This is a genomic window from Microbaculum marinum (assembly GCF_037855135.1).
GTDB classification, from domain to species: domain Bacteria; phylum Pseudomonadota; class Alphaproteobacteria; order Rhizobiales; family Tepidamorphaceae; genus Microbaculum; species Microbaculum marinum.
This window is the reverse complement of record NZ_JAZHOF010000010.1, coordinates 79,243-103,641: the sequence shown is the minus strand read 5'-3', so window position 1 is coordinate 103,641 and position 24,399 is coordinate 79,243. Positions and strand designations below refer to the sequence as shown.

General features: G+C 66.5%; 23 protein-coding genes, 1 tRNA gene and 1 riboswitch. Of the genes, 13 read left to right on the top strand and 11 right to left on the bottom strand.

The genetic code is table 11. The features are described 5' to 3' along the window. Nucleotides 1-82: 82 nt before the first annotated feature. Together rpoH and V3328_RS21745 are read right to left on the bottom strand one after the other, a co-directional pair. Nucleotides 83-976 (bottom strand): RNA polymerase sigma factor RpoH, encoded by an 894-nt coding sequence (rpoH, locus tag V3328_RS21750; protein WP_340331827.1) that lies wholly within the window; start codon nucleotides 974-976, stop codon nucleotides 83-85. Between the two features lie 128 nt (nucleotides 977-1,104). Next, the gene (locus tag V3328_RS21745; protein ID WP_340331826.1) at nucleotides 1,105-2,118 is read right to left on the bottom strand and encodes an RluA family pseudouridine synthase; all 1,014 of its coding nucleotides are present in this window, start codon (nucleotides 2,116-2,118) and stop codon (nucleotides 1,105-1,107) included. On the opposite strand from V3328_RS21745, the gene V3328_RS21740 reads away from it, so the two are divergent. The 4 genes from V3328_RS21740 (at nucleotide 2,117) to V3328_RS21725 (ending at nucleotide 6,072) form a co-directional block, all read left to right on the top strand. After that, complete coding sequence (locus V3328_RS21740) at nucleotides 2,117-2,491, top strand: DUF6476 family protein (RefSeq protein ID WP_340331825.1); 375 nt, start codon at nucleotides 2,117-2,119, stop codon at nucleotides 2,489-2,491. The two genes, V3328_RS21745 and V3328_RS21740, sit on opposite strands and share 2 nt — an antisense overlap. Nucleotides 2,492-2,620: 129 nt before the next feature. Then, nucleotides 2,621-2,696, top strand: a tRNA-Glu gene (locus V3328_RS21735). Between the two features lie 113 nt (nucleotides 2,697-2,809). Further along, nucleotides 2,810-3,508 carry a 2OG-Fe(II) oxygenase gene (locus V3328_RS21730; RefSeq protein ID WP_340331824.1) on the top strand — a complete coding sequence of 233 codons (699 nt, stop codon included), beginning with the start codon at nucleotides 2,810-2,812 and terminating at the stop codon, nucleotides 3,506-3,508. A gap of 212 nt (nucleotides 3,509-3,720) precedes the next feature. Beyond that, nucleotides 3,721-6,072, top strand: coding sequence for a putative bifunctional diguanylate cyclase/phosphodiesterase (locus V3328_RS21725; protein WP_340331823.1), 2,352 nt, complete (start codon nucleotides 3,721-3,723; stop codon nucleotides 6,070-6,072). Here V3328_RS21725 and V3328_RS21720 read toward each other — a convergent pair. From V3328_RS21720 to cysQ, 3 genes are all read right to left on the bottom strand, one after another. Further along, a complete protein-coding gene (locus V3328_RS21720; protein WP_340331822.1) occupies nucleotides 6,041-7,378 on the bottom strand; it encodes a coiled-coil domain-containing protein in 1,338 nt (445 codons plus the stop codon). The genes V3328_RS21725 and V3328_RS21720 overlap by 32 nt on opposite strands. Before the next feature lie 94 nt (nucleotides 7,379-7,472). After that, nucleotides 7,473-8,054 (bottom strand): DUF1134 domain-containing protein, encoded by a 582-nt coding sequence (locus tag V3328_RS21715; RefSeq protein WP_340331821.1) that lies wholly within the window; start codon nucleotides 8,052-8,054, stop codon nucleotides 7,473-7,475. A gap of 250 nt (nucleotides 8,055-8,304) precedes the next feature. Next, nucleotides 8,305-9,090, bottom strand: coding sequence for a 3'(2'),5'-bisphosphate nucleotidase CysQ (cysQ, locus tag V3328_RS21710; RefSeq protein ID WP_340331936.1), 786 nt, complete (start codon nucleotides 9,088-9,090; stop codon nucleotides 8,305-8,307). Nucleotides 9,091-9,329: 239 nt separating this feature from the next. Between cysQ and V3328_RS21705 the strand changes: the two genes are divergently transcribed. Next, the gene (locus tag V3328_RS21705; RefSeq protein ID WP_340331820.1) at nucleotides 9,330-9,980 is read left to right on the top strand and encodes a histidine phosphotransferase family protein; all 651 of its coding nucleotides are present in this window, start codon (nucleotides 9,330-9,332) and stop codon (nucleotides 9,978-9,980) included. Nucleotides 9,981-10,073: 93 nt separating this feature from the next. On the opposite strand, the gene ctrA is transcribed toward V3328_RS21705, so the two are convergent. Then, complete coding sequence (ctrA, locus tag V3328_RS21700; RefSeq protein WP_340331819.1) at nucleotides 10,074-10,769, bottom strand: response regulator transcription factor CtrA; 696 nt, start codon at nucleotides 10,767-10,769, stop codon at nucleotides 10,074-10,076. 635 nt (nucleotides 10,770-11,404) lie between these two features. On the opposite strand from ctrA, the gene V3328_RS21695 reads away from it, so the two are divergent. Further along, nucleotides 11,405-11,812 (top strand): flagellar FliJ family protein, encoded by a 408-nt coding sequence (locus V3328_RS21695; protein WP_340331818.1) that lies wholly within the window; start codon nucleotides 11,405-11,407, stop codon nucleotides 11,810-11,812. Between the two features lie 6 nt (nucleotides 11,813-11,818). On the opposite strand, the gene V3328_RS21690 is transcribed toward V3328_RS21695, so the two are convergent. Next, nucleotides 11,819-12,574, bottom strand: a complete 756-nt coding sequence (locus tag V3328_RS21690) for a sulfotransferase-like domain-containing protein (protein ID WP_340331817.1) — start codon at nucleotides 12,572-12,574, stop codon at nucleotides 11,819-11,821. 391 nt (nucleotides 12,575-12,965) lie between these two features. Between V3328_RS21690 and V3328_RS21685 the strand changes: the two genes are divergently transcribed. Next, a complete protein-coding gene (locus tag V3328_RS21685; RefSeq protein WP_340331816.1) occupies nucleotides 12,966-13,535 on the top strand; it encodes a peroxiredoxin-like family protein in 570 nt (189 codons plus the stop codon). Nucleotides 13,536-13,596: 61 nt separating this feature from the next. On the opposite strand, the gene V3328_RS21680 is transcribed toward V3328_RS21685, so the two are convergent. The 4 genes from V3328_RS21680 to V3328_RS21665 form a co-directional block, all read right to left on the bottom strand. Further along, nucleotides 13,597-15,027, bottom strand: coding sequence for a homospermidine synthase (locus V3328_RS21680; protein WP_340331815.1), 1,431 nt, complete (start codon nucleotides 15,025-15,027; stop codon nucleotides 13,597-13,599). Between the two features lie 46 nt (nucleotides 15,028-15,073). After that, nucleotides 15,074-15,631 carry a GNAT family N-acetyltransferase gene (locus V3328_RS21675; RefSeq protein ID WP_340331814.1) on the bottom strand — a complete coding sequence of 186 codons (558 nt, stop codon included), beginning with the start codon at nucleotides 15,629-15,631 and terminating at the stop codon, nucleotides 15,074-15,076. 11 nt (nucleotides 15,632-15,642) lie between these two features. After that, nucleotides 15,643-16,776 carry a type III PLP-dependent enzyme gene (locus V3328_RS21670; RefSeq protein WP_340331813.1) on the bottom strand — a complete coding sequence of 378 codons (1,134 nt, stop codon included), beginning with the start codon at nucleotides 16,774-16,776 and terminating at the stop codon, nucleotides 15,643-15,645. A gap of 373 nt (nucleotides 16,777-17,149) precedes the next feature. After that, entirely contained in the window at nucleotides 17,150-18,097 is a 948-nt protein-coding gene (locus V3328_RS21665; protein WP_340331812.1) for a DMT family transporter, read from the bottom strand. A 184-nt stretch (nucleotides 18,098-18,281) separates the two neighbouring features. On the opposite strand from V3328_RS21665, the gene V3328_RS21660 reads away from it, so the two are divergent. The 6 genes from V3328_RS21660 to V3328_RS21635 all read left to right on the top strand — a co-directional run bounded on the left by V3328_RS21660 (nucleotide 18,282) and on the right by V3328_RS21635 (nucleotide 24,366). Beyond that, nucleotides 18,282-19,574 (top strand): adenylosuccinate synthase, encoded by a 1,293-nt coding sequence (locus tag V3328_RS21660; protein WP_340331811.1) that lies wholly within the window; start codon nucleotides 18,282-18,284, stop codon nucleotides 19,572-19,574. Nucleotides 19,575-19,603: 29 nt separating this feature from the next. Then, a complete protein-coding gene (locus V3328_RS21655) occupies nucleotides 19,604-20,998 on the top strand; it encodes a hypothetical protein (protein WP_340331810.1) in 1,395 nt (464 codons plus the stop codon). Between the two features lie 74 nt (nucleotides 20,999-21,072). After that, a riboswitch (TPP riboswitch) is annotated at nucleotides 21,073-21,193 on the top strand. Nucleotides 21,194-21,330: 137 nt separating this feature from the next. Next, the gene (locus tag V3328_RS21650) at nucleotides 21,331-22,077 is read left to right on the top strand and encodes an ABC transporter permease (protein WP_340331809.1); all 747 of its coding nucleotides are present in this window, start codon (nucleotides 21,331-21,333) and stop codon (nucleotides 22,075-22,077) included. Nucleotides 22,078-22,094: 17 nt separating this feature from the next. Continuing rightward, a complete protein-coding gene (locus V3328_RS21645) occupies nucleotides 22,095-23,033 on the top strand; it encodes an ABC transporter substrate-binding protein (RefSeq protein ID WP_340331808.1) in 939 nt (312 codons plus the stop codon). 36 nt (nucleotides 23,034-23,069) lie between these two features. Further along, complete coding sequence (locus V3328_RS21640; protein WP_340331807.1) at nucleotides 23,070-23,585, top strand: DUF1697 domain-containing protein; 516 nt, start codon at nucleotides 23,070-23,072, stop codon at nucleotides 23,583-23,585. A 151-nt stretch (nucleotides 23,586-23,736) separates the two neighbouring features. Then, nucleotides 23,737-24,366 (top strand): glutathione S-transferase family protein, encoded by a 630-nt coding sequence (locus tag V3328_RS21635; RefSeq protein ID WP_340331806.1) that lies wholly within the window; start codon nucleotides 23,737-23,739, stop codon nucleotides 24,364-24,366. The last annotated feature ends 33 nt before the right edge of the window (nucleotides 24,367-24,399 follow it).

Here is a 24,399-nt window from a genome sequence, read left to right as displayed (position 1 = left end):
CGCAAAGGTAGCGAGGTGCCGACAAAGCAAGACCGCGCCGGTGGCCGGCGCGGTCCGAACATGTTCCGAAGATGTCGAAAGCCTAGGCGGCGGCTGCGCCGGCCTCGAACTTCTTGGCCGCGTCCGTCACGGCCTTCTGCACCTTCTCGAAGGCACGCACCTCGATCTGGCGAACCCGTTCGCGCGACACGCCGAACTCTTCGGACAGCGTCTCGAGCGTCAGCGGGTCCTCGTCGAGGCGACGCGCGGTGAAGATGCGCTTCTCGCGATCGTTGAGCACCTCGAGCGCGTTGGCGAGCATCTGCTTGCGGTTGTCCAGTTCCTGGGTTTCCGCGAGCGTCGTCTCCTGGGTGTCCTGTTCGTCGACCAGCCAGTCCTGCCACTCGCCGCCGCCGTCGCCGTCGACGCGCAGCGGCGCGTTCAGCGAGGCATCGCCGGACAGGCGCCGGTTCATCGAGACCACGTCCTCTTCCGGAACGCCGAGGCGCTCGGAGATCGTGGCGATCTGCTCGGGATTGAGGTCCCCCTCGTCGAGGGCGGCGATCTGGCCCTTCACCTTGCGCAGGTTGAAGAACAGCTTCTTCTGATTCGCCGTGGTGCCCATCTTCACCAGGCTCCACGAGCGCAGGATGTATTCCTGGATCGAGGCCCGGATCCACCACATCGCATAGGTCGCCAGGCGGAAGCCCTTGTCCGGCTCGAACCGCTTGACGGCCTGCATCAGGCCGACATTGCCCTCGGAGATGATTTCCCCGATCGGCAGGCCGTAGCCGCGATAGCCCATGGCTATCTTTGCGACCAGCCGCAGGTGGCTCGTGACGAGCTTGTGCGCAGCCTCGCGGTCGTCATGCTCGCGCCAGCGCTTGGCGAGCATGAACTCCTCGTTCGGCTCCAGCATCGGGAATCGGCGGATCTCCGCGAGGTATCGCGACAGTCCACCTTCCGCCGTGACGGCGGGAAGTCCAATATTGGCCATGGTTCCTCCTCTTGCGGCCCCTGCGAACTGTCCCCGTCTACGGGCGACCTCCGCCGCAGGTCCTGGAATCAGCCAAGATTTCGGTAGTTGAGAGGAAATTTGTGTCGAAACTGCGTTCCCTCTCGCAGTCACCCTCGCTTCAGAGAGTCTACCAGCGCCTGAAAGTCGGCTGGCAGCTGGCTTTCGAAACGCATCGTCTCCCCGCTGCGCGGGTGACTGAACACCAGTAGATAGGCATGCAGGGCTTGTCTTCCAAGGGATGCCAGCAAATTTCGTTGGGTTTCGGTGAGCAGGCTGGATTTCGTGCTGAATCCCGACCCGTAGGCCGCGTCCCCGAGGATCGGGTGGCCGACATGGGACATATGGACGCGGATCTGGTGCGTCCGCCCCGTTTCCAGCCTGCATTCGATCAGTCCGGCGACCGGCGAGCCGTCCGCGCCCGCGAACGTGTCGAGCAGGCGCCAGTGGGTCACCGCCGCACGCCCGCCCTCGCGCACCGCCATCCTTTCGGGATTGCGGGGCGACCGGCCGACCGGAGCGTCGATCGTTCCCTTCCGGCGCGGCGGCACGCCCCAGACCAGCGCCTTGTAGGCGCGCTCCAGCACGCCGGTGCGGCCGTGGTCGGCGAACTGCCCGGCGAGCGAGCGATGCGCCGCATCGGTCTTGGCGACGACCAGTAGCCCGGAGGTATCCTTGTCGAGCCTGTGCACGATGCCGGGCCGCTCGACCCCGCCGATCCCGGACAGGCTGCCGGCGCAATGATGCAGCAGCGCGTTGACCAGCGTGCCGTCCGGCGTGCCGGCGCCCGGATGCACGACGATGCCGGCCGGCTTGTCGATGACGATCAGGTCGTCGTCCTCGTGGACCACGCTCAGCGCAATGTCCTGCGGCGCCGGCTTCGCCGGTTCCGGCGGCGGCACCGTGAGGCGGATCTCGTCGCCCGCGTTGACCCGGTATTTCGGCTCCACTATCGTCCGGCCGCCGACCGTGACCTGGCCCGTCCGGATCAGTGCCTGCAGCCGCGAGCGGCTGAACCCGGGCAGCGACAGGGCAAGCGCACGGTCGAGCCGGTCGGACAGGTTTTCGGCTGGAAGCCTAAACGCGATCTCGTCCCCGTCCCTGCTGCTGGCGCCTGTACCCATGTCCGCTCCCGAAGCTTCCGATCAGGATCACGACCCCAATGCGGGCGGCTGGTCCGAACGCAACTACCGCATCCTGAAGATCTCGGTGATCGTCATGGGCGTGCTGATCGTGCTCGGATTGATCGTCGTCTTCGCGACGATCGTCAACCGGATGGTCGCCAGCGATGCGCCTGACGAGGCCGCACCGGTCGCCGTCGCCCTGCCCGCCGACGTCGCCACGATACTGGGGCCCGACGGCGACGTCGTCTCCACCGCGCTCGACGGCAGCCGGCTGGCGATCGTCTTCAAGCGTCCCGAGGGCCATGCGGTGCTGGTGGTGGACCTGCGCTCCGGCCAGGTGCTGAACGTGATCTCGGGCGAAGCCGCGCGGTAGGCTGGCGACCGCGCCCGGTGCGTGGTCCCGCACGGCCCCGGCCGGCTTGGCCGGCACGGTCGCAACACGCCCTTGCGGGGTCTTCGCTTCCGGTCTATATCCCGTCGACTACGTCGATCGCCTACCGCTGCTCCCTTCGTCTAGCGGTCTAGGACGCCGCCCTCTCACGGCGGAAACAGGGGTTCGAGTCCCCTAGGGAGCGCCAGCGATCGACAGATGCCGGGTGTCGGGAGCTCCTGCTAGCCGCTGCGATGCGCTGGCTTCACCCTGGCCCAATCCATCAGGACCCGAACGGTTACTCCCGGAAAGCATGATCCCATGAACGAGCAGAGCACCGCCCGAAATCTCGCGACCGCACCGAATTCCGCCGACGAGGTCCGCGACTTCGTCATCCGGTCCTTCCGCCAGTCGGCCCGCCACGACCGTCCCTACGTCCATTGGGTCCTCGACGACATGATTCCGGAGGCCTCGGCCCGCGCCGTGGTGGAGTTGCCGTTCCCCGCCCCCGTCATCGACGACACCGGCGGCAAGCGCGACACCCACAATTCCACCCGCATCTTCTTCTCGCAGGAGAACCAGGCCGCGTTCCCGGTCTGCGAGGCCATCGCGCTCGCCTATCAGCACCCCGATACCGTCGCCGCCATCAAGGAGGTGACCGGCGCCGATCTGGACGGGTCGTCGTTGCGCGTCGAGTACGCCCAGGACCGCGACGGCTTCTGGCTCGAGCCGCACACTGACATCGGCCCCAAGCGGATCACCATCCTGCATTACCTGATCGACCTGCCGGGCGCCGAGACCCTGGGCACCGACATCTACGAGGACGACGAGTCCAACACCCACTTCGCCGCCTCGCCGAGCGCCTTCAACCAGGGCATGGTCTTCGTGCCGGCGAGGAACACCTGGCACGGCTTCGAGAAGCGGACCATTCCGGGCATCCGGCGTTCGCTGATCGTCAATTACGTCGGTCCGGAGTGGCGCAACCGTCAGGAACTGGCATTTCCCGACGCCCCGGTGTGACTGGACCGGAGTGACTGGACGCCCGCCACCCGACACCGTTTCTATCCGAGGCGCCGGCGGATATTAGCCGGCGCCTTCGTTTTGTTGTATGCATTGTTCGCAAACACTGGTTTTCATCGGACCGGTCGCAGTCACGTAACGGGTTTTAAGTCGTCGCGAGCTCCGATCGGCCGGGTTCAACAGGTCCGGCGGCAGCGTGCGGACGGCAGGCAATGGCACGCGAGGCAGAAAACCCCACTCCTGGCCCGATAGCGCGGTCGCTCCGGCTGATTCGACAGATGGGCTGGAGCGACATCGGCTTCCTGTGCACGGCCGTGGCGCTTCTGTTTGTCGGGCTGGTCCGGCAGTTGCTGGGGTATCCCCCGAACCGGCCGCTGGCGTTGCTCATGTTCTTCGGGCTGTTCGTCTTTGCCGTGTGGTACGTGATCACCGCGGTACGCCGGCGGCAACGCCTGGCATTCTTCAGCGAAGCCATCAACAAGGCGCCCTCGGCCTTCGCACTGTATGACGATCTGGACCGGCTGATTGCCTGGAACGACATGTACGAGACCGTCCATCCGGGCGCCTTCAGGCAGCTCTCCCCGCCTTTCACCTACGAGCAGTTGGTACGCACGAGCCTCGCCAAGACGCTGTCGGGCAGGGAACTCGACGAGGAGCTCGAACGGCGCCTTCGCAGCCATCGCGAGGCGACCGGCGTGCCGGTCGACCGGCAAGGCAGCGACGGCCGCTGGCTGCGCGTCCTGAAGGCCCGCACCGAGAGCGGGGCCAATGTCGGAGTGGGGATCGACGTCACCGAACTCTACGAAGCGACCGCGCAGGCCGACCGCGAACACGCCCGCTTCAGGGGCGTCGCGGAAACCCTGCCGGTCGGCATCTGGCACTACGACGCCGACGGCCGCACCTTGTTCGTCAACCACAAGCTGCTGGCCCTGTTCGGCTTGTCCGATGCCGGGGAGCTGGACGGCGTCTGCGCGCCGGACTACCTGTCGCGGAACGTCGAAGGCTATCAGTCAGGCGACTGGTCCGCCAACCGCTATGAACTCGGCAACCTCACGATCCGCGGCAAGGACGGGAGTTCATGCCACGTCATCCTCTATACGTCCAAGCTGCCGAAGGGCGTAGCCGGCGGCAGCGAGACGATCATGTCTTTCGTCGACGTGACGGCGCTGAAGGACGCCGAACGGCGGATCGAATATCTGGCCCTGCGCGACATGCTGACCGGTGCCCGCAATCGCGCAGCGTTCATGGATGCGGTCGCAAGGGCCGCGGATACCGCGACGCACTCCAGGCCGTGCTGGCTGCTGGCAATGGACCTGGATGGCTTCAAACCCGTCAACGACCGCTACGGCCATGCCGCCGGCGACATCCTGCTGCGGGTCCTGACGGACCGGATCCAGAAGGCGCGGCCCGCCAATTCACGCCTTTATAGGGTCGGCGGCGACGAATTCAGTCTCGTGGTGGAGGGCGCCTCGCGGACGGAGGCCGAGGAGATCGCGAACGCCATTCTGACCGTCACCAGGGAACCGTTCCGACTCGATCACGGACAGGTCTTCGTCAACATGACGATCGGCATCGCGGCGATGCCGTTCGATACCAGCGTGCCGGAGACCGTTCAGCGCTACGCGGATCTCGCCCTGTATGCCGGCAAGCAGGTCGGCGGCGGCACCTACGTGTTCTTCGCTCCCGAACTGGCCGAGCGCAATCTTGAAGAGCACATCCTTACGCTCGATCTCGGCCGGGCGCTTGCCGACAATGAATTCTCCATGGTCTATCAGCCCGTCTTCGATCGCGAGACGCGAACGGTGGTGGCGGCCGAGGCGCTGCTTCGCTGGACCAATCGGCGCACGGGACAGAGCGTGCCGACCGCAGACTTCGTCCGCACCGCCGAACACGTCCGCCTGATAACGGGGATCGACTTCTGGGTACTGAACCACAATGCTAGGCTTGTCAGCGCCTGGCAGGCGCGCGGAGTCGCCGTCCCGCTGGTGATGGTGAACATGTCGCCGCCGACCCTGGAAGATCCCGATTTCCTCCCCAGGCTCGACGAGATACTGCGACAGTACCCCGCGATCAGGGGCCGCCTGTGCATGGAGCTGACCGAGGGTGTCGCCGTGAAGGACCGGCGCAAGCTGAGCCAGACGTTCCGGGAACTCGAAAGCCGCGGCATTCGCACCGCCATCGACGATTTCGGCACCGGCCAGACCTCGGTCACCTTGTTGCGGGACCTGCCGGTCGACTTCATCAAGATCGATCGCAGCTACATCGAGGGCATCGAGGACGACACCCAGGCCATGGCAATCGTCTCGACGATCCTGAACCTCGGCCGCAAGCTCGACGTCCGGGTGATCGCCGAGGGCGTGGAAACGAATGCCCAGCTCGACGCGCTCGAGGAAGCGGGCTGCGAGCTGATCCAGGGCTACCTGTGGGGGCGGCCGACGTCGGCTGCGGAGATCGAGGCGATGGTCGGCGGGCAGACGACTGCCGATGCGGAGGCCGGGGACCCGGACGCCGTGCAGGAACCGATGGCAGCCGTTATTCGCCGGGCGTCAGATCGACTTCCTTGATACGCTTTGCCAGCGGCAGGTGCCCTTGGGCACCCTTCTTGATCTTCACCTTGCTGCCGGCGCCGCCGTCGCCGCCGGAACCGTTGAGCGTCCGGTTGTCGCTGGTGACCGCGTCGATCAGCGCGCGGATCTCGTTGTCGCCATCTTCTGCCGCCAGCCGGGTAATGCGCGCCGCGAGGTCGGCGATGTTCTCGCGCAGCAGCGCGTCGCCAGCGCCGTCGCCGGCATGACCGTCGGTCGCCGCGGCTGCAGGCGCAAGGGCCGCAGCCACGCCCGGTGCGGGCGCCCCGGCTGTCCCGCCCGACTCGCGTTCCCGGGATTCGAACTTGGCCTCGAGTTCGGCCAGCGACGCCTTGAGTTCGGCGCGCTCGGCGGTAAGCTTCTTGATGTCTTCCTCGAACTTCAGCCGCTTCAATTCGGCCGCCGAAAGCGCCGCGGTTTTCTCGGCGACGCGCTCTCGCTGGCCATCGAGCAGTTTCTCGAGTTCCTTGGCCCGGCGCCGGCGCTCCGCCGTCAGCTGGCGGCGCTGCTTTAGCCGGTCGTTCAACAGCGCGATCTTCGCGTCCCGGCTCTTCAGGATGCCCGACATCTCGTCCACCGCGGAGGCGCGGCCTTCGGATTCCACCGATCGGGTCGCCAGTTCGGCGCGCATCTCCAAGAGCCGGCTCTTGTAGTTCTCGAGCTGCGTCGTCAGTGCGGCGATTTCCACCTTGCGGCTGTCGGCGAGGCTCTGGAGCTCGGAAAGTTCGGTGCTGCGCCCGCGCAGCGCATCGTTGGAATCCGAAATGGCCTTCTGCTTTTCCTTCAGCGAGGACGCTTGCAGCGTAACCTGGCGCTCAAGACCGAGAACCGTGTTCTTCAGCTCCTCCTCGCGGGCCTCCAGGTCCTCGATCGTCTCCTCGCGCGCGTCGAGCTCTGCCTCTAGCTCGCGGATCGTCGAGTCGCGACGCCCCAGTTCGATCTGACGACGCGCGGCCTGCGCCTTTATCTCGTCGTACTTCACCTCGATCTTGCGAAGCTGCACGGCGAAGTCGGCGCGGATCATGTCCTTTTCCGACTGGATCTCGGTCATCGACAAAGGTGTCGTCGTCCGGATGCGCTCCTCGATCAGACGCGCACCGCGGCGCCAGATGACCGGGATCACCAGAAGCGCGAACAGGGTGGCGACAAGCGCGCCTAGAACGAAGACGACGATATTTTCGATCATATGCCGACCTGCACCCCTCCGGGGCGCACGTAAAATACACATACCGGCGCCGTGCGCCAGTCCAAGCTGGCAACAGGGTAACTGGTAGCGCGGCCACACTCCAGCAAAGAAAGTGCCGCCCCGTATGTGCAGGCGTAGGCGGCGTCCGCTGCCGCGGGGTCCTACGCGTCGTCCGCTTTGCGGAGCGAAGCGCCTAGAACGGGTTCCAGGTCGCTTTGCGGGTCATCTTCAGGTAGCCGATATTGACGCCGAGCCTGGCGCCGAGGCCGGAGCGGATCGGCGCCACAAGGATCTCGTGGTTGGAGTAGAGCGAGACGCCGAACCCCGCGACGAGGTAAGCCGAGCCGTTGAGGCCGACGAAATGCCGGTAGATCGCCTCGACGTCCGGCAGGTTGTAGACCAGCATCATCGTGCGGGCGCCGTCGCCGCCGAAATCCCAGCCGATCGAGGGACCCTGCCAGAAGACCTTGTGCTGCCCGACGTTCTTCGTGTTCAGGACGCCCTCGCCATAGCGCAGGCCGGCGACGAACGCGCCGCCGCCCTCTTCGCCGAGGATGTAGCCGTTCGGCCGTCCCTGGCTGCTGAACAGCGACTCGATTGCCTCCGCAAGGCCCTGGCTGAGCTGGCCGAAGAAGCCGTGCCCGGCCTCGATGATCTCGTCTGTGGTATAGGTGCCTGGCTGGCCGGCGGTCTGCGCCGGCAGCCGTGTGGGCAGGAGGCTTCCGCCGGCCGTCGCGGCCAGGCCGACGAGCACTGATCGCCGCGTTTCCTTCATGTCCGATCCTCCGTCTCGCGCCGCGTCCGAAGGCGGCGCGTAGTGGCAAGCCCCGGCCCGCAAGGCTGTTTGGTCACCGTTACGGTCCGCCGGTTTGGCGCCGCGACGGCGCATGTGCGTGGCGCGACCGCGATGGCCGGAACGCCCGCAACCGGCCCGTCTCGCGTCGATTCTTGGGGATCAGATGGTTAATATTGTGTCTTCAAGGCGATGATTTGTGGCCCACGGCAAAGTGGGATCGAGCGGTCCGCTACCCCGGCCGGCGGCCCCAGGCGACGAATTCCGGATTGTCGTAGCCGCGCTCGCGCTTGGCGTAGGTCAGCGGCGCGCCGTCCATGGTCAGGACGCAGCCGCCGGCCGCCCTCAGCACCGCATGTCCGGCCGCCGTGTCCCATTCCATCGTCCGCCCGAGCCGCGGATAGACGTCGGCCTCGCCGCGCGCGACCAGGCAGAACTTCAGCGACGAGCCGGCGCTGCGGGTGTCGCTGACGCCGTGCCTGGTCAGGAATTCGTCGGTTTCCGCCGACCGGTGCGAGCGGCTGGCGACGGCCACGGGTCCGTCGGCGGGAACCTCGCGCGTGGTCAGCGCCGTCCAGCCTGCGGCGGCCGGCCCGCGCGCCGGATCGACCTCGGCCTGGCGCGCGGCATCGGGTCCGTCGGCAACCGCCATCATGCCCAGCGCCGGGGCGTAGACGACGCCGGCCACCGGCTCGCCGTCCTCGACGAGGGCGATGTTGACCGTGAACTCGCCGTTCTTGCGGATGAACTCCTTGGTGCCGTCCAGCGGGTCGACCAGGAAGAAGCGCTTGCCGACCTCGGGGATCCTCCCCGCCGCGGCGGCTTCCTCGGCGATGACGGGAATGTCGGGGGCATAGGCGGCGAGCCCCTTCAGGATGATCGCCTCGGCGCATTCGTCGGCCTGCGTCACCGGCGAGTTGTCGTCCTTGCGGTCGACCTCGAAGTCGGTGTCGTAGATCTCCATGATCGCCTTGCCGGCCTCGAAGGCGATCGCGGCGAGCGCGTCGCCGAGAGCCATGCCGCTGTCGATTGAAACGCTGTTCTCGGCCCTTGCGGTCACGGCAAATCCCCTGGCTGCACCCCTCCCGACGGGACCGTCCGGAGGCTGGTTGACGGCGCTGTTAGCAGATTGCGGCGGTTCCGCCCACCCCGCTTGTGGCCCCCAGTTGCACGATGTAACACTCCGGCTCCTCGTTGGGCTGTGGCCGGTGATTCTGTCGCCGATCCGGCAGTCGATACCCACGGAGGCGGACCCGAATGAGCGATACGGCACCGATGAGCGACCTCGACCTCGCCGCGCTGATGTGCAGCAAGCTGTGCCATGACGTCATCTCGCCGGTGGGGGCCATTACCAACGGGTTCGAGGTCCTCGAGGACGAGACCGACGAGTCGATGCGCGAGATGGCGCTCGACATCATCCGCACCAACGCCAACAAGGCCTCGACCCGCCTCCAGTTCCTGCGACTCGCCTTCGGGGCGATGGGCGCGACGGGCGACCGGTTCCCGCTCGATGATGCCCGCAGCCTCACCGAGAGCCTCTACGAGGGCGAGCGGGCAAGGATCGACTGGCGCGCCGGGGCCGGCAGCCTGCCCAAGGACAAGGTCAAGCTGCTGGTCAACCTGATCGTCATCGCCGTCTCGGCCATTCCGCGCGGCGGCGACGTCGTCGTGGAGGTGGACCAGGGCGGCGACGCCGTCGACGAGAGCGTCTCGATCAGCGTCAGGGCGACCGGCAAGCTCGCCAACATGCCCGACGCCGTCTACACGATCTTCGAGGGCAAGATGCCGCCGGACGGGCTAGACGCCCGTTCCGTCCAGCCCTACTATGCCTACCGCCTGTCGCGCTCTCTCGGGATGACCCTGAAGGTGAAGCCGGTCGACGGCGGCGTGCTGATGTCCGCCGCCTGAAACCCCGACACCGGTCGCCTCGGCCGCCATCCAGATACAAAAAAGCCCCGGCTCGCGACGGGGCTTTTTTCTGTTGCCTAGGGTGGACGGGCGTCAGGCCGAGAGGGCTTCCGGATCGGGATCCCGCAACACGTAGCCGCGCCCCCACACGGTCTCGATGTAGTTCTTGCCGCCGGTCGCCGCCGACAGCTTCTTGCGCAGCTTGCAGATGAAGACGTCGATGATCTTCAGCTCCGGCTCGTCCATGCCGCCGTAGAGATGGTTGAGGAACATCTCCTTGGTCAGCGTCGTGCCCTTGCGCAGCGAGAGCAGCTCCAGCATCTGGTATTCCTTGCCGGTCAGGTGGACGCGCTGGCCGTTCACCTCGACGGTCTTGGTATCCAGGTTGACCTTCAGCTCGCCGGTCTCGATGACCGACTCCGCGTGGCCCTTGGAGCGGCGCACGATTGCGTGGATGCGCGCCACCAGCTCGTCCTTGTGGAACGGCTTGGTCAGATAGTCGTCGGCGCCGAAGCCCAGGCCCCGCACCTTGTCCTCGATGCCCGCCAGCCCCGACAGGATGAGGATCGGCGTCTTGACCTTGGACAGCCGCAACGTCTTGAGCACCTCGTATCCGCTCATGTCCGGCAGGTTCAGGTCGAGCAGGATGATGTCGTAGTCGTACAGCTTGCCGAGGTCGATCCCTTCCTCGCCGAGGTCGGTCGTATAGACGTTGAAGCTTTCCGACTTGAGCATCAGTTCGATGCTTTGCGCGGTCGCGCTGTCATCTTCGATCAGCAGAACTCGCATGCCCGTCCCTTTCCGCATGCCTTTCCAGGCTGGGCGCCGCACTCGCAATTGCGGCGGTCCGATGGGGCACCGTCCCGGTGTCCACGAATCGGAAAGCTAAAGCCCAATGGTTAACAAAAGATCATTTTCGTCAACCGCGTTTTTGGATTTCAGCTTCCGCGAATCGCGCCAGCCCTCTGAAAATTAAACGAAACCTGACTTCGTCATAGTTAACGCTTTACATTAAGAAACCCGCAAAACCGATTCATTCGACTCACTCCCGCCGGATGCGGAAACGGACCGTTCCTGGTTTACGAGGCCTTAAGAGGTTCGCTCAAATTATTGACAGGAGACGTAAACGAAAGGTTACGCCCGCTTCACCCGCCGACGGTGGGCCCGCCACCGGGTCGCAAGCGCCGGTCGGCAGCCGCCGACCCATCTCGGGCGCATTAACCTTTTGAAACCAGTCTTTCGTACCATGTCCGTGTCCGCCCTGCCGCGACGGAGCGTTTTGCGGCGCGGTTCGGCAGCGCCGGACGTCTTTCTCGCTCTGAGAGAAGGAACAGCAGTCCACGACCGGCGACGCCTTGGGGGCTGGCACGGGCCGTGATCGGAAATGGCGAGGAAGCACCTCATGAGCCGGGGAGTACCGACCGATGAAGTCACGTGAAAACCTCATCCGCCTGAAGCGGTTTCAGGCCGACGAGAAGCGGCGCCAGGTGATGCAGATCGAAACGATGATCGCCGACTTCGCCCGCATGGTCGAGGAGCTCGACCGGCAGATCCTCGAGGAGGAGCGGCGCGTCGGCGTCGACGACGTCACCCACTTCGCCTATCCGACCTTCGCCAAGGCGGCCGCCCAGCGCCGCGACAATCTCAAGGGCTCGATCGCCGGCCTGGAGGAACAGCTCGCCACCGCCCGCGAGGCCTTCGCCGAGGCCCATGAGGAGCTCAAGAAGGTCGAACTGCTGCAGGAGCGCAACCAGGACCGCGAGCGCGGCGACGACGCCCAGGCGATGGGCGCCGAGATGGGCACGATCGGTCTTGCGATGCGGGCCGGCTGACGGCGCTCAGTCTGCTGCCGCCACCGGCGCCAGCTTGACCTGCGAGAGCCGGTCGTAGATCGGCCGCGCCGCCTCGGCGATCCGCAGCAGGTGCGGCGGCAGGTCCTCCACGTCCGGGTTCGGCGGACCGAATCCCGTCGACGCCGCCACCGCCTCGTACCAGTGCGCGCCCCACACCCCGTCGGTTGCCCGGAAGCCCGGATCCCAGGCCAGCATCTCGTCGCGGAACGGAATGCCGACGGCCCCGCACAGGGCGGCCAGCATGCCTTTCGGATCCTCCAGGACGTCGCGCGCGTCGATCACCGGGGGCGGTTCGCCAAGCGCGTCGGCCACGAGGTCGAACAGCTCGGCCTGCTGCAGGAAGCCGATGTCCTCGAGCGTCACCGCCTCGCGCTTGCGCACGTAGGATGCCAGCACGTTCTCCGGCCGGCGGATCAGGAAGGCGTTCTTCATCCGCGCCAGCCAGTCGCGGCCGATCTCCGGCAGCATGTGGTGCGTCATCTGCTTCTGGTAGTGGACCGAGATTCCCTCCGCGTCGAACGACAGCAGGTCGTCGGCGACCCGGCGCCAGTCGGTGGTGCCCGACGCGATCACCTCGTTGCGCATCGGGTGGTCGATGCCGGTCAGGTCGAGATAGGCGGCATAGAACGGCTCGTCCACCACGCGCGTATCCGGCCGGTTGCCGAAGGATCGCATCATCGCGGTCGAGATGTTGCGGGGGCCGGACCACATGGCGATCCGGACGGGTTCGGCGGGCGCCATCGCTCAGGCTCCCATCAAACCGGGAACCGGCCAACCACGGACCGGCCGGCCAAAGACCCTCCGGATCCACGACGTCCTGCCGGCGCGGAACCCGCCGCCGCACGGCCCGGTTTTGCAGGATCGGCTCGCCTCGCGAACGCGAACGGCCGTGCCGCGTCTCTCCATCGGCATCTCTCCCTCAGCGCCGGTATTGTCCCCGGTCGCACACCCCGCACACCCCGATGGCGGACCGCCCAAACCGGCTCCGCCCGACATCCCGGTGTCACACCAAGTTGATGGCAATTTGGCTTTCCCGGCGGAATACCGCAACCTATGTGGCCGCGTACCGCAACCTACTTTCCCGCAAACCGTTGTCCCAGGACATCTTCTCGATTCCGGAAAGGCTTCCCGAATGTCGGAAATCACCCCATTGATGCCGCGCCAGCCGGTGCCCGAACTCGAGGTCGACCTGGCCCGCGGTGGACGCTGGTGTCTCGCCGACCGGCATCCGCAGAATTTCACGCTGGTGGTGTTCTACCGCGGGCTGCACTGCCCGATCTGCAGCCGCCAGCTTCGCGACCTGGAGGATCTGCTTCCCGACTTCGACAAGCGCGGCGTCGATGTCGTGGCCATCTCCACCGACGACAGGGAACGCGGTGAGCGCACCCCCTCGGACTGGAAGCTCGACCGGCTGCCGATCGGCTATGGCCTGGGGCTCGATGTCGCCCGACGCTGGGGGCTCTATGTGTCCTCGGGCCGCGGCAAGACCTCGGCCGGCCTCGAGGAGCCGGCGCTGTTTTCCGAGCCCGGCATGTTCCTGGTCAGGCCGGACAACACGCTGTACTTCGCCTCGGTGCAGTCGATGCCGTTCGCCCGCCCGAAGACGCAGGATCTCCTGACCGCCATCGATTTCGTGCTGGCCAAGGACTATCCGGCCCGCGGCGAGGTCGTCAGCATCGATCAGGCCCTGGCGGCGGAGTAAACGCCGCAGGAGCCTATCGAAGCATCGGTTTTCCCGGCGGTTCCGCCAGGGGAAGTCGTCGCTACCGGACGATCACGTTCCTGAACTGCCAGGGATCCTCGGGATCGATGTCCTCCGGGAACAGCTCGCCGCGATCTGCAAGCGGATTCCAGTCCGTGTAGAAGCCGTCGACCGGGCCGAGATAGGGCAGTTGCACCTCCAGGCACCGCCGGTAGTCCAGTTCGTCGACCTCGACGATGCCGCTGTCCGGATTCTCGATCGCCCAGATCATGCCGGACAGCACGGCGGACGTGACCTGCAGGCCGGTCGCGTTCTGGTAGGGCGCCAGTTCGCGGGCCTCCTCGATCGACAGCTGCGAGCCGAACCAGTAGGCGTTCCGGTCGTGCCCGTAGAGCAGCACGCCGAGTTCGTCGATGCCGTCGACGATGTCCTTCTCGTCGAGGATGACGTGCTCCGACTGCGCCTGCCACTGGCGGCCGGCCATCTCGTGCAGCGACAGAACGGCGTCGTTGCAGGGATGGTAGGCGTAGTGGCAGGTCGGACGATAGACCGCCTCCTCGCCGTCCATCACCGTGAAGTAGTCGGCAATCGAGATGGACTCGTTGTGCGTCACCAGGAAGCCGTGCTGGGCCTTCGCCGTCGGCGTCCAGGACCGCACCCTGGTGCCGGCGCCGGGCCGCATCAGGTAGATCGCGGCGCCTGAGCCGAAGTCGTGCTCTCGCCCGTCAGGCGGCAGCTCCTTCTCGTGGGTGCCCCAGCCGAGTTCGGCCGGCTGCAGCCCCTCCGAGATGAAGCCTTCCACCGACCAGGTGTTGACGAACACCTCGAGCGGCTTCGGCGACTTCGCCCGCTGGGTGTCGCGCTCGGCGATGTGGATGCCCTTGACGCCTAGGCTCTGGGCGAGCCTGCCCCACTCCTCGCGGCTTTCCGGTTGCGTGAATTCGACACCGAGATCGCCCGCCAGGTTGACCAGGGCCTGCTTGACGAACCACGACACCATGCCCGGATTGGCCCCGCAGCACGACACGGCGGTCGAGCCTGTCGGCCGCCGCCTGCGCAGGTCGAGGACCATCTCGCGCAGCGCGTAGTTGGAACGCTGCGACACGGTCAGGCTGGAATCCGTGTAATAGCCCAGCCAGGGCTCGGCCACCGTGTCGATATAGAGGCAGCCGAGGTCGAGGCAGAGTTCCATGATCGCGACCGAGGAGACGTCGACGGAGAGATTGACGCAGAACCCCTTGCGGCCGCCGGCGGTCAGAAGCGGCGTGAGAACGTCCTTGTAGTTTTCGCGCGTGATCGATTCCTGCAGGAACCGGACGCCGTTCTCCTCGGCGATGTGGCGGTGCGCGTCGCTCGGGTCGACGATCACCATGTCGGCCTTGTCGAACGCGATGTGCCTGAGGATAAGCGGCAGCGTGCCGGTGCCGATGGAACCGAAGCCGATCATCACGATCGGTCCGTCGAATGTCGCGTGGGTCGTCCACTCAGCCATTTAGGGGCGCGCCCTCCTTGTCAGCGGTCGGTGTGGGTCTCTTCTCTCAGTACGGATGGGCCACGCGCGGCGCGTCCATCTCGGCGAACGGCTCGGTGTCCGGTTGTTCCACCAGCGCGCCGGTTGCCCGGACCATGCCTTTGGCCCCGGCGAGCGCGCCGGCGTAAAGCTCCAGCCCCAGGAACCGGTCGAGGTCGACCGGACCCGGCAGCGACAGGTCGCGCGTCAGCTCCCGGCTGAACGCGAACCGCCCGTAGTAGGGAGCATCGCCGACAAGTATGACGGCGCCGTGGCCCTGGGCCGTGGCCCGCTTCAGCGCGGTCTCCACCAGTTTCGCACCGATGCCGAGGTTGCGCCGCTCCCGGCGCACGGCGACCGGTCCCAGCAGCAGCGCAGGCGCGCTGCCGGCGTCGATGTTCCACAGGCGGATGGTGCCGACGAGCGAGCGCCCCTCGAACGCCACCAGCGCCAGCCCTTCGGCGGGACGCCGGCCTTCGCGAAGCCGCTCGGCGGTCTTCATCAGACGCCGCGGACCGAAGGAATCGTCCAGCAGCGCATCGATCTCCGCCCCGTCCTGGGGGTATTCGGATGCAATCATGATCATCGTCGTATCCCCTAGATCACATAGGATTGCAGAGGGGCAAAGCCGTTGAATGCGACCGACGCGTAGGTCGTCGTGTAGGCACCGGTCGACTCGATCAGGATCTCGTCGCCGATCTCCAGACCGAGCGGCAGGTGATAGGGGTCGCGTTCGTAGAGCACGTCGGCGGAATCGCAGGTCGGACCGGCGATCACGCAGGGTGCGACCTCGCCACCGTCGTGCGGGGTGCGGATCGGGTAGCGGATCGCCTCGTCCATCGTCTCGGCAAGGCCGCCGAACTTGCCGATGTCCAGGAACACCCAGCGCAGCGGGTCCTCGTCGCTCTTCCTGGAGACCAGCACCACCTCGGCCTTGATCACGCCGGCGGAGCCGACCATGCCGCGGCCGGGCTCGATGATCGTCTCCGGCAGGCGGTTGCCGAAATGCCGACGCAGAGCGCCGAAGATCGCCTCGCCGTAGGCGCCGACCACCGGCACGTCCTTCAGGTAGCGGGTCGGGAAACCGCCGCCAAGGTTGACCAGGGTCAGCTGGATGCCGCGCTCGGCGAGCGTCCGGAAGACGCCTGCCGCCATCTCCAGGGCCCGGTCCCACGCCTCGGTGTCGCGCTGCTGCGAGCCTACGTGGAACGATACCCCGGCGGCGGTCAGGCCGTTGCGGTGGGCGTATTCGAGAATTTCGATCGCCATCGCCGGATCGCAGCCGAACTTGCGGCTGAGCGGCCAGTCCGCCCCCACCCCGTCGGTCAGCACGCGGCAGAACACCCGGGCGCCGGGAGCGGCCCGGACGATCTTGTCGACCTCGGCGATGGAATCGACGGCGAACAGGCGCACGCCGAGCTCGTGGGCGCGCGCGATGTCGCGCTCCTTCTTGATGGTGTTGCCGTAGGAGATCCGGTCGGCCGACGCGCCGGCGGCGAGCGCCAGTTCGATCTCGACCACGGACGCGGTATCGAACGAGCTCCCCAGCTCGGCCAGCAGCTTGAGGATCTCCGGCGCCGGATTGGCCTTCACCGCGTAGAAGATGCGGGTGTCCGGCAGCGCGTGCGCGAAGGCCTGGTAGTTTTCGCGAACGACGTCGAGGTCGACGATCAGGCAGGGGCCCTCGGGTCGTCGCTCGGTGAGGAAGGAGCGGATGCGGTCGGTGGTCATCGGGTCGTCTCCCGTTCCCGAAAGGTTGAACCTCGCCGGCACGGATGCCTTCGGCCCCGCGGTGTGGAGACGCGGGTGCCGTCAGCGTCGACGCCGACTTCGATGCTCGGGATGCGCGAACGCGGCCGTCAGGCCGTTTCCACGTCCGGAGCCTGGTTGCCTTTGATTGGGTCGGGAGAACCGATCCGCACGTCGGGCAAGGATGGTGTGCCTCTTCAGTGACCCCGGCCTTTGGAGGGCCGGCAGAGACCAAAAAAGCCCGCACCGTCGTTGCTTTAAGCCGCCACCCTACGGAGAAACCGCGGTTGCCCGGCGACCACAGGCACGTGCGAATATTGGGCAAGCGCGGAGGTATGCCCTTCGCTGTTCACAATCAAGAAGAAATCGCAGGTGAATCGATCTTTTTTTGCCGGCGCGGCGGCGCCGTCGCCAACGCCACGCCGGACAGGATGGCGACCATGCCGATCGCGTGGAAAAGTTCGAACCGCTCGCCGAGGAAAAACACCGCCATCAGCGCCCCGAACAGCGGCATCAGGCTGAAGAACGGCCCTGCCCGGTTGGCGCCGATGAGTTCCACTCCGCGGTTGAAGAACGCATAGGCGATCAGCGAGGGGAAGATCGCCACGTAGAGACAGGCGGCGACCGTCATCAGGTCGAGCGTCGGCACGTAGCCTGTCGAGGCCTCCCAGACGAGGACCGGCGCCAGCAGGATGCTGCCGAACAGGAAGGTGGCGGACAGGAAGCTGATCCAGTGGATCGACGGCCGCTTGCGCAGGAGCGCCGAATAGAGCCCGTACAAGGCCACGGCGGCGAGGATGACCAGGTCTCCGAAGTTGAAGTGGATGGCCAGGAGCCTCGCCATGTCCCCCTGGCAGATGATCACCGTGACGCCGGCCAGCGAGATCAGGATGCCGGCCGCCTGGCGCATCGTCAGGCGCTCGCCGAAGATCAGGAACGTCGCCAGCGCGATGATCAGCGGCTGCGAGGACTGCAGCAGCACCCCGTTCAGCGCGCCGGTGAACTGCAGGCCGAAATAGACCATGGTGTTGTAGGCCGTGATGCCGGTGAAGCTCAGCACCAGCATCATCGGCATGTGCCGCATGATCACCGGCCAGTCGCGCTTCAGGTGCGGCCAGGCGAACGGCAGCAGGATCAGGAAGGCGCCGCCCCAGCGCACCGACGCCAGCGCCACCGGCGGAACGTGCCCGGCGACGAGCCGGCCGAGCACGATGTTGCCGGCCCAGAACAGCGTCGTGAGGGTGAGCAGCAGATAGGCCTGGCCGTAGAGCCACTGGCCGAATCGGGCGAACCTTCCTGGCATCGGTCTTTTTGGAAGTTGCTTGGAAAGGCGCTTCGCTACCGGCTATAGGCTGCCATGTAAAGCCGTTTGGGACAGTCGCGCAGACGCAAAAGTGTCGCTATAGTCGCGCGCCTTTGGCCCGGGGGAAAGGCTCGAGGCAACGAACCGGACACGCGTAAAGCGGCGCACAGGGAAATCTGGATATATGGCGAATGTCGTAGTCGTCGGCTCGCAGTGGGGCGACGAGGGAAAAGGCAAGGTTGTCGACTGGCTGTCGGAGCGCGCCGACGTGGTGGTGCGCTTTCAGGGCGGCCACAACGCCGGTCATACGCTGGTGGTCGACGGCAAGACGTACAAGCTGAGCCTGCTGCCGTCCGGCATCGTGCGGCCCGGCAAGCTGTCGGTGATCGGCAACGGCGTGGTGATCGACCCGTGGGCGCTGGCCGACGAGATCGGCCGGCTGCGCGAACAGGGCGTCGAGATCACGCCCGAGAACCTGCGCATCGCCGACAACGCGACGCTGATCCTGCCGCTGCACCGCGAACTCGACGCGTTCCGCGAGGAGGCCGCCGGCGCCGCCCAGATCGGCACCACCAAGCGCGGCATCGGCCCCGCCTACGAGGACAAGGCCGGCCGCCGCGCGATCCGCGTCTGCGATCTCGCCGAGCCCGACCGGCTCGCCGGCAAGGTCGAGCGTCTGCTCGTTCACCACAACGCGCTGCGCCGCGGGCTTGGCAGACCGGAGGTCGATGCTGACACACTGGAGGCAGAGCTACGGCACATTTCTGACAGTATCCTGGCACACGCATGCTCGGTCTGGGCACTGCTCGACAGCGAGCGCCGCGGCGGCCGCCGGATCCTGTTCGAAGGCGCCCAGGGCACCCTGCTCGACATCGATCACGGCACCTATCCGTATGTCACCTCGTCGAACACCGTCGCCGCCCAGGCGGCCACCGGCACCGGCAGCGCGCCGTCTGCGCTGGGCTATGTGCTCGGTATAACAAAGGCTTACACCACCCGCGTCGGCGGCGGTCCGTTCCCCACCGAGCAGGACAACGAGATCGGCAACCGGCTCGGCGAACTCGGCCACGAATTCGGCACCGTCACCGGCCGCAAGCGCCGTTGCGGCTGGTTCGACGCCGTCCTCGTCCGCCAGGCGATCCGCACCGGCGGCATCCACGGCATCGCCCTCACCAAACTCGACGTCCTCGACGGATTTGACGAGATCAAGGTCTGTGTGGAATACCGGCTCGACGGCAAATCCGTCGATCACCTGCCGGCGTCGCGCGACGCACAGGCGCGGGTCGAACCGATCTACGAAACGTTCGAAGGCTGGTCGGAAAGCACGGAAGGCGCGCGGTCCTGGGCCGAGCTCCCGGCCCAGGCGGTCAAGTACGTACGCAGAATCGAGGAACTGATCGCCGCACCGGTCGCGCTGCTGTCGACGAGCCCGCGCAGGGAAGACACAATTCTTGTTCACGATCCGTTTGAGGATTAAGAGCACCTCAGGAAAGCAAAGTACGAAAAATGGCTGATTTCGTTTCGGTTCTCCGGCGGGCGGTGGGGAACCTCGACAACAACACCGAAGCCACGCGCCAGGCCATCTACGGCAAGGCCCGGACGGCCTTGCGCGCGCAGCTCGAAGCGATCGAGCCGCCGCTCGGCCCCGAGGAAGTCGACCGTCAGATCAGGGGGCTCGACGAGGCGATCGAGGATCTCGAGAAGGAGTTCGCGGGCGCCGACTCCGAGGAGGCGCAGGAGAGGACCGAACCCGAGACGAGTTCTCCTGCAGCCGGTGCACAGGCATCCGCCTCTGCCGCCGCCGCTGCCGCGTCATCCGGCGCACACGCGCCCGCCACACCCGACCGTGGATTCCAGCCCGCTCCGCCGCCGCCTCACAATCCGCCATCTCACGACTACGAGACGCCCGAGACCGATCACGCCGCCGCCGATGCGGGCGGGTGGGAGGATTCCTACGCGTCCCGCCACGAGCCGGCGGCCTCGGCGCAATACGACACCCCCCCGGGCCGCGCATCCCGGCAGACGGAGTATTACGACGAGGAGGACGTGGCCGAGAAGGGCGGATCGGGCCGCTTCGTCGCGTGGATCATCCTGGGGCTCGTGATCGTGGGCATCGCCGGCGTCGGTTTCTGGCAGCGCGACACCGTCTCCCAGATCGTCGACTCGCTGAGTTCCGGCGACGCGACCGAGGACGGCGGCAAGATCGCCGATCGCCTGCCGGGCGACGCTGACACGCCCGACCAGCAGCAGCCGGCACAGGGCCAGTCCGGAACCTCCGAACCGCAAACCCCATCCCCTTCGACCTCGGCGCCGGCAAGCCAGCCGCAGTCGCCGCCGCCGGCGACCGCGGCGGATGGCGATCGGGTCGCCCAGGCGCTGTTGATCGAGGAGAGCGCCGCCGGCGTCACTCCCGCCTCGACGCTGGGCGGCTCGGTGGACTGGGTCCTCGCTGACGACACCGAGGCGATCGGCGGCACCGAAAAGGTCATCCGCGGCACCGTGCGGGTGCCGGAGAAGGATATTTCCCTTTCTGTCAGCATCCGCCGCAACGAGGACCAGGCGCTGCCGGCCAGCCATCTCGTCGAGCTGGTGTTCGAGACCGGGCCCAACTTCACGAACGGCGGCATCTCCAACGTACCGGGCCTGATCATGAAGGCGACGCCGCGGTCGACGGGCCAGCCGCTGGTCGGTGCGGTGGTGCCGGTGATGGACGGCTACTTCCTCGTCGGTCTGTCGGAATCGGAACTCGACCAGACCCGCAACATCGAGGAAATGAAGTCGCGCGGCTTCATCGACGTGCCGATCATCTACGAGGACGGCGGCCGGGCGATGCTGTCGCTCGCCAAGGGCGAAACCGGCACCCGGGTCTTCAACGAAGCCTTCGCAGCCTGGGGCGAATAGCGGGCAGCCGGAAGGCGATGGCAGGTATCGCGGTCTTCGCACTTGCCTTCGCCGCCGACCTGCTCCATGTTTTCCGTCGTTCCGAGGGGTGCTCCGAACGGAGCTGAGATGGTCATGCCGCGATGTGCGGACCGGCCGAACCCTTCGAACCTGATCCGGGTCATGCCGGCGAAGGGACAGGAACCTCAGTCGACCGAGCCTGATCTCCCCTAAGCCTAGAGTCCCCGGATCTCCCTGTCGTCAGAAGCGGAGATCCAAGATGCATCCTTCGCCAAATTCGCAGCCGCCGGACCCAGCCGCAACGCCACGCGGCCACTAGGCGGTCGCTCTCCATGCGTCTGCTACGCATGCTGGCAATCTCAGCGCTGATACTCGGCGCCTGGCAGGCCCTCGTCACGGTCCTGGCCGTGCCGGCCTACATTCTGCCGCCGCCGAGCCGGATCGCGACAGCGCTGTTCGCACAGGCCGGGTTCCTCGCAACCAATGCCGCAGTCACCGGAGCGGAGATCGTGCTCGGCCTGGTTGCCGGTACGGCTCTGGGAATGATCACCGCACTGTCGGCGAGCCTGTTTCCGGCCGCCGGCCGGGTCATGCTCCCGCTGATGGTGGCCAGCCAGGCGCTGCCGGTGTTTGCGATCGCACCGCTCCTGGTGATCTGGCTAGGCTTCGGCATGGCCTCGAAGATCGTCATGGCGACCCTGATCATCTTCTTTCCCGTCGCCTCCGCCTTCCTTGACGGGCTGCGCCGTACGGATCCGGGACTGCTGGACCTCGCCGCGATCTCCCGCGCCGGCCGCTTCGACACGCTGGCGCTTGTCCGGTTTCCCTCCGCGCTGCCCGGCCTTGCCTCCGGCCTCAGGGTCGCTGCGGCCGTCGCGCCGATCGGCGCGGTCGTCGGCGAATGGGTGGGAGCCTCGGCCGGCCTCGGCTTCGTCATGCTGCAGGCCAACGCGCGGGTGCAGACCGACGTCCTGTTCGCCGCGCTTTTCCTCCTTGCCCTGATGGCTCTCGTGATCCGGGCTGTCGTCGACGGGCTCACCCGCCGGATGGTGCCCTGGATCGAAGAAACCGAAACCTGAGAACTACGGAGATTTCCATGCGTCCGATCTTGTTCGCCTTCGCCGTGCTTGTCTGCCTGATGCCCCTGTCGGCGTCTGCCGCCGACCGGCTCACCGTCCTGCTCGACTGGTTCGTCAATCCAGACCATGCACCGCTGGTCGTCGCCGCCGAGCGCGGCACCTTCGCCGAGCACGGGCTGGACGTCGAACTGATCGCGCCGGCCGACCCGGCCGCTCCGCCCCGCCTGGTCGCGGCAGGCCAGGCGGACGTGGCGATCTCCTACCAGCCCAACCTCTACATGCAGGTCAAGGAAGGCCTCCCGCTGTCGCGCATCGCGACCCTGGTGGAGACGCCGCTGAACGCCCTCGTCGTGCTCGAAGACAGTCCGATCACGGAAATGTCCGACCTGAAGGGCAAGACCGTGGGCTTTTCGGTCGGCGGCTTCGAGGACGCCCTGCTCGGCACCATGCTGGAGGGGGCCGGCCTCAGCCTCGACGACGTCGAACTGGTCAACGTCAACTTCTCGCTGTCACCGTCGCTCTACGCCGGACAGGTCGACGCGGTGATCGGCGCCTTCCGCAATTTCGAGCTCAACCAGATGGACATCGACGGCCGGCCCGGACGGGCGTTCTATCCCGAGGAGGTTGGTGTCCCGGTGTACGACGAACTGGTCCTGCTCGCCCGCAACGACATGCTGGAGGACGATCGCCTGCCGCGCTTCGTCGCTGCGATCGAGGAGGCGACGATCTGGCTCACCAATCACCCCGAGGAAGGCTGGGACCTGTTCGTCGCCGCACATCCCGACCTCGACAACGAGCTCAACAAGAGGGCCTGGTTCGACACCCTGCCCCGCTTCGCCAAGCGCCCCGCCGCGCTCGACCGGACCCGCTACGAACGGTTCGGAGATTTCATGAAAGACCGCGGGCTTATCGAGGAAACGGTGCCGGTCGGCGAGTATGCTGTGGAGCTGAAGTAGGCCGGGGTCAGAGGCCGCGGGGGAACCATCTACCGGATGACGACCTATACGGCACTGCTGCGCGCCATCAATGTCGGGGGCACCGGCAAGCTGCCGATGGCCAGGCTGAAGGCGATATGCGAGGACGCGGAGCTGACCGGCGTACGCACGTATATTGCCAGCGGCAACGTCGTCTTCGACAGCGAAAAGGACGAGATGGCGGTCAAGATGGCGCTTCGGACCCGGCTCGAGGCTTACGCTGGTAGGCCGGTCGGGGTACTGGTCCGCACCGCCGCCGAAATGGCGGCCGTCCTCGATCGCAATCCCTTCTCCGACAGGGCCGCGAAGTGGACGGTCGCGATCTTCCTCGACGAACCGCCGCGCGCCGGCGCGCTGGAGGACGTCCGCGGCATGACGGACGAGGAGATCGTTCCGGGCGCACGCGAGATCTATGTGCACTACACGTCCGGCATGGGTCGCTCGAAACTGAAGATCCCTGCCGCCGCATCCGGGACGGCACGCAACATGAACACCATTGCCAAACTGGTGGAACTGGCCGGCAGCAGACGCTGATCCTGAGGGTACTTGGGACAGGTCCGCGGGAGCGCTGTTGCGGCAGTGCCCTTCAAATCCAGGCGACCGCGTGTAGAGTGGCCGCCCGTCGCGCTTGAGTCCCGGATATCGACCGGCGCATGTCACGATCCGTACGAATGGGGAGACCGCCGTGATCGATCTTTACACCTGGTCCACGCCGAACGGCCGCAAGGTCTCGATAGCGCTGGAAGAGCTCGGGCTGCCGTACAACCTCCACGAAATCAACATCATGCAGGACGACCAGTTCGCGCCGTCCTTCCTGAAGATCAGCCCGAACAACAAGATTCCCGCCATCGTCGACGGCGACACCGGCCTGTCCCTGATGGAATCGGGGGCGATCCTGCTCTATCTCGCCAAGAAGACCGGAAAGCTGATGCCCTCCAGCGAGGCCGGACACTGGCACGCGGTCGAGTGGCTGATGTGGCAGATGGGCGGTTTCGGCCCGATGCTGGGTCAGGCCCACCACTTCCTGCACTTCAACAAGGGCAAGGCGGAATATGCCGAAGAGCGCTACGCCAAGGAAGCGAAGCGGCTCTACGGCGTGCTCGACCGGCGCCTGGAGCGGCGCGACTTCCTGGCCGACGAGTACTCGATGGCCGATATCGCGACCTGGCCCTGGGCCTCGCGATTCGAGTGGCAGGGTATCGACCTGAACGAATTTCCCAACGTGAAGGACTGGTACACCCGCATCGCGGAGCGGCCGGCAGTCCAGAAGGGCTACGACGTGCCGGCTCGCGGCCAGCCGATCCCGATGCCCTGAGGCACCGCCGGACGCCCGCGCCCGAATGCCGCA

Excerpts from the sequence above, each read along its gene's own strand:
- V3328_RS21665 (WP_340331812.1), bottom strand. The coding sequence starts at position 18,097 with ATGCCAGGAAGGTTCGCCCGATTCGGCCAGTGGCTCTACGGCCAGGCC.
- V3328_RS21740 (WP_340331825.1), top strand. The coding sequence starts at position 2,117 with ATGTCCGCTCCCGAAGCTTCCGATCAGGATCACGACCCCAATGCGGGC.
- cysQ (WP_340331936.1), bottom strand. The coding sequence starts at position 9,090 with ATGGCTCTCGGCGACGCGCTCGCCGCGATCGCCTTCGAGGCCGGCAAG.
- ctrA (WP_340331819.1), bottom strand. The coding sequence starts at position 10,769 with ATGCGAGTTCTGCTGATCGAAGATGACAGCGCGACCGCGCAAAGCATC.
- V3328_RS21645 (WP_340331808.1), top strand. The coding sequence starts at position 22,095 with ATGCGTCCGATCTTGTTCGCCTTCGCCGTGCTTGTCTGCCTGATGCCC.
- V3328_RS21745 (WP_340331826.1), bottom strand. The coding sequence starts at position 2,118 with ATGGGTACAGGCGCCAGCAGCAGGGACGGGGACGAGATCGCGTTTAGG.
- V3328_RS21685 (WP_340331816.1), top strand. The coding sequence starts at position 12,966 with ATGTCGGAAATCACCCCATTGATGCCGCGCCAGCCGGTGCCCGAACTC.
- V3328_RS21675 (WP_340331814.1), bottom strand. The coding sequence starts at position 15,631 with ATGATCATGATTGCATCCGAATACCCCCAGGACGGGGCGGAGATCGAT.
- rpoH (WP_340331827.1), bottom strand. The coding sequence starts at position 976 with ATGGCCAATATTGGACTTCCCGCCGTCACGGCGGAAGGTGGACTGTCG.
- V3328_RS21670 (WP_340331813.1), bottom strand. The coding sequence starts at position 16,776 with ATGACCACCGACCGCATCCGCTCCTTCCTCACCGAGCGACGACCCGAG.
- V3328_RS21640 (WP_340331807.1), top strand. The coding sequence starts at position 23,070 with ATGACGACCTATACGGCACTGCTGCGCGCCATCAATGTCGGGGGCACC.
- V3328_RS21680 (WP_340331815.1), bottom strand. The coding sequence starts at position 15,027 with ATGGCTGAGTGGACGACCCACGCGACATTCGACGGACCGATCGTGATG.
- V3328_RS21725 (WP_340331823.1), top strand. The coding sequence starts at position 3,721 with ATGGCACGCGAGGCAGAAAACCCCACTCCTGGCCCGATAGCGCGGTCG.
- V3328_RS21705 (WP_340331820.1), top strand. The coding sequence starts at position 9,330 with ATGAGCGATACGGCACCGATGAGCGACCTCGACCTCGCCGCGCTGATG.
- V3328_RS21690 (WP_340331817.1), bottom strand. The coding sequence starts at position 12,574 with ATGGCGCCCGCCGAACCCGTCCGGATCGCCATGTGGTCCGGCCCCCGC.
- V3328_RS21660 (WP_340331811.1), top strand. The coding sequence starts at position 18,282 with ATGGCGAATGTCGTAGTCGTCGGCTCGCAGTGGGGCGACGAGGGAAAA.
- V3328_RS21715 (WP_340331821.1), bottom strand. The coding sequence starts at position 8,054 with ATGAAGGAAACGCGGCGATCAGTGCTCGTCGGCCTGGCCGCGACGGCC.
- V3328_RS21730 (WP_340331824.1), top strand. The coding sequence starts at position 2,810 with ATGAACGAGCAGAGCACCGCCCGAAATCTCGCGACCGCACCGAATTCC.
- V3328_RS21655 (WP_340331810.1), top strand. The coding sequence starts at position 19,604 with ATGGCTGATTTCGTTTCGGTTCTCCGGCGGGCGGTGGGGAACCTCGAC.
- V3328_RS21650 (WP_340331809.1), top strand. The coding sequence starts at position 21,331 with ATGCGTCTGCTACGCATGCTGGCAATCTCAGCGCTGATACTCGGCGCC.
- V3328_RS21695 (WP_340331818.1), top strand. The coding sequence starts at position 11,405 with ATGAAGTCACGTGAAAACCTCATCCGCCTGAAGCGGTTTCAGGCCGAC.